The organism is Streptomyces pathocidini, assembly GCF_001418495.1.
GTDB classification, from domain to species: Bacteria; Actinomycetota; Actinomycetes; order Streptomycetales; family Streptomycetaceae; genus Streptomyces; species Streptomyces pathocidini.
Genome location: NZ_LIQY01000584.1, coordinates 1 through 3,092 on the forward strand (window position 1 = coordinate 1; position 3,092 = coordinate 3,092).

The following is a 3,092-nucleotide window of genomic DNA, read 5'->3' on the forward strand; positions in this document are numbered from 1 at the left end:
CAGCGGCACGGCGAGCAGCAGCAGGTCCAGCCGCCCGTGCGCGAGCCCGTCCAGCAGCGAGGCGGTCTGCTCCTCGTGGACCTGGAGGTCCAGCTCGGGGTAGCGCTGGTGGACCGTGCGCAACACGGTCGGCAGCAGATACGGCGCCACGGTCGGGATCACCCCCAGCCGCAGCACCCCCGTGAACGGCGCCCGCGCCGCCTCCGCCTCCTCCATCAGCTCCCCGACGGCTTCCAGCACCGTACGGGCGCGGGCCGCCAGCCGCTCTCCCGCCGGGCTGAGCAGCACTTTCCGCGTCGTACGCTCCAGGAGCCGCACTCCCAGGACCTCTTCCAGCGCGGAGACGGCGCCGGAGAGCGCGGGCTGGCTCATCCCGATCGCGGCGGCCGCGTCCCGGAAGTGCAGGTGCTCCGCGACGGCGGCGAACGCTCTCAGTTGGGCCAGGCTCGGCTGGCGTACGGTTCCTCGGCCACTTGCCACTGATAACCACCTCCGATCAACATCAACAAGTCTACCGATTTCTGCGATCAATCGAGCCTGTGGCAGGGTGACCACCGTCCAACCCCTCACGGAAGACCCCACAAGGGACTTCCGTCGCAAAAGGAGAGCGCGTGCTCACTGTCGGTGACAAGTTCCCCGAGTACGACCTGACCGCCTGTGTCTCGCTGGAGAGCGGCAAGGAGTTCGACCAGATCAACCACAAGTCCTACGAGGGCAAGTGGCGCGTCGTCTTCTTCTGGCCCAAGGACTTCACCTTCGTGTGCCCGACCGAGATCGCCGCGTTCGGCAAGCTGAACGACGAGTTCGCCGACCGCGACGCCCAGCTCCTCGGTGTCTCCGGCGACTCCGAGTTCGTCCACCACGCCTGGCGCAAGGACCACGCCGACCTGCGTGACCTGCCCTTCCCGATGCTCGCCGACTCCAAGCACGAGCTCATGAGCGACTGCGGCGTCGAGGGCGAGGACGGCTTCGCGCAGCGCGCCGTCTTCATCGTTGACCCCAACAACGAGATCCAGTTCGTCATGGTGACCGCCGGTTCCGTCGGCCGTAACCCCAAGGAGGTCCTGCGGGTCCTGGACGCCCTGCAGACCGACGAGCTGTGCCCCTGCAACTGGAGCAAGGGCGAGGACACCCTCGACCCGGTCAAGCTCCTCTCGGGCGAGTGATCTGACATGGCCCTGGACGAGCTGAAGTCCGCCCTCCCGGACTACGCCAAGGACCTGAAGCTGAACCTCGGTTCGGTCATCGGCAACTCCGACCTGCCGCAGCAGCAGCTGTGGGGCACGGTGCTGGCCTGCGCCATCGCCTCCCGCTCGCCGCGCGTGCTCAAGGAGCTGGAGCCGGAGGCCAAGGCCAAGCTGACGCCGGAGGCGTACACCGCCGCCAAGTCCGCCGCCGCCGTCATGGCGATGAACAACGTCTACTACCGCACCCGGCACCTGCTGTCGGACCCGGAGTACGGCACTCTGCGCGCGGGCCTGCGGATGAACGTCATCGGCAACCCGGGTGTCGAGAAGGTCGACTTCGAGCTGTGGTCGCTCGCCGTCTCCGCCATCAACGGCTGCGGCATGTGCCTGGACTCGCACGAGCAGGTGCTCCGCAAGGCGGGTGTGGACCGCGAGACGATCCAGGAAGCCTTCAAGATCGCCTCCGTCCTCCAGGCGGTCGGCGCCACGCTGGACGCCGAGGCGGTCCTGGCCGAGTAACCGGCCTGCCGCGGGCACATACAGGGAAGGGGCCTCTTCGACCGAGTCGGTCGAAGAGGCCCCTTTCACGCCGTGCCCCTTTCACGCCGTGCCGCCGTGGAGCGGGCCCTCAGAGGTGCGGTACGTGGCCGACCGCAGCGGCGGAGGCCCCGTACCGCCGACCACCACCCGCCGAGGCGGCGACGAGAGGCGCCCGAATCCGAGCGGGGAGCTCAGGGAAGCGCGGGTGGGGGCTCCGCCGGGGCAGGGCGGGCGGCGGTCTCCAACTGCTGTGCCGCCTCCGACTGTTCCGGGGTGCGCAGGTCGCGCTCCACCGCGTACGCCCGGAGCGAGCCGACCACCGTGTTCGTGACCGCCACCAGCGGTACGGCCACTACCGCGCCGCCGATGCCGGCGACCAGGCCGCCCGCGGCGACCGAGAGGACGACAGCCAGCGGGTGGACGCGGACCGCGCGGCCGAGGATGAACGGCTGGAGCACATGGCCCTCGATCTGCTGCACCAGCAGCACGACGAGCAGCACCATCAGCGCCGTGAACACGCCCTGCGTCACCAGCGCGACGATGACCGCCAGCGCGCCGGAGAGGACCGCGCCGACCAGCGGGATGAAGGCGAACAGGAAGATGAAGACAGCCAGCGGCACCGCCATCGGCACGTCGAGGAGGTATATCCCCAGACCGATGAACGTGGCGTCGATGAGGGCCACGATGACCGTGCCGCGCACGTAGCCGGTGAGGGTGCGCCAGGCGCGCGGGCCCGCGCCCGCGACGCCGGGGCGGGCCGCGGCCGGGACCAGCTTGAGCGTCCACTCCCAGATCCGCCGGCCGTCGTAGAGCAGGAAGAGCGTGGAGAACATCGCGAGGAGGATGCCGGAGAGCATCTCGAAGACCACGGTGACGCCCTGCAGGCCCGCCGAGGTGATCTCCTCGGTGTTGGAGCCCACCGCGTCCCGCAGCGTCTTGGTGATGTCCTTGATCTGGTCCTCGGTGACGTGGAACGGGCTCTCCAGCAGCCAGCGCTGGAGCTCGTCGATGCCGTCCTGGACGCGCTCGGCGAGGTTGTCCAGGTTCTCCATGACCTGCCAGACCACGAACCAGCCCACCAGGCCCATGATGACGAAGCCGGTGATGAAGGTCAGCGCCGTGGCCAGGCCGTGCGGCAGGCCGACCCGGCGCAGCCGGGCGACGGTCGGCTGGAGCAGCGCGGTGATGAGCAGGCCCGCGACGAAGGCGAGGACGACGAGCTGTACGGCGCTGATGATGCGCATCAGCACGTACAGCGTCCCGGCGAGGACCAGCAGCCGCCAGCCGACCTCGGCCGCGACCCGTACGCCCCAGGGCACCGCGGCGGCCGGCTCGGGGCGGGCGGCGACGGCGGGGGCGTAGCTG

At 69.9% G+C, this 3,092-nt stretch carries 4 protein-coding genes; 2 read left to right on the forward strand and 2 right to left on the reverse strand.

Features of this window, described 5'->3' with window-relative positions:
* Positions 1-480: LysR family transcriptional regulator (locus tag AOK16_RS23045; RefSeq protein ID WP_157859317.1), on the reverse strand; the 480-nt coding region annotated here is incomplete at its 3' end.
* Positions 481-611: 131 nt separating this feature from the next.
* On the opposite strand from AOK16_RS23045, the gene AOK16_RS23050 reads away from it, so the two are divergent.
* A complete protein-coding gene (locus AOK16_RS23050; protein WP_055474068.1) occupies positions 612-1,166 on the forward strand; it encodes a peroxiredoxin in 555 nt (184 codons plus the stop codon).
* A gap of 6 nt (positions 1,167-1,172) precedes the next feature.
* Positions 1,173-1,706: an alkyl hydroperoxide reductase gene (locus AOK16_RS23055; RefSeq protein ID WP_055474069.1), complete on the forward strand. Its 534-nt coding sequence runs from the start codon at positions 1,173-1,175 to the stop codon at positions 1,704-1,706.
* Positions 1,707-1,918: 212 nt separating this feature from the next.
* Here the strand turns inward: AOK16_RS23055 and AOK16_RS23060 are convergent.
* Positions 1,919-3,092, reverse strand: a 1,174-nt coding sequence (locus AOK16_RS23060) for an AI-2E family transporter (RefSeq protein ID WP_055474070.1), incomplete at its 5' end; no start/stop codon positions are given.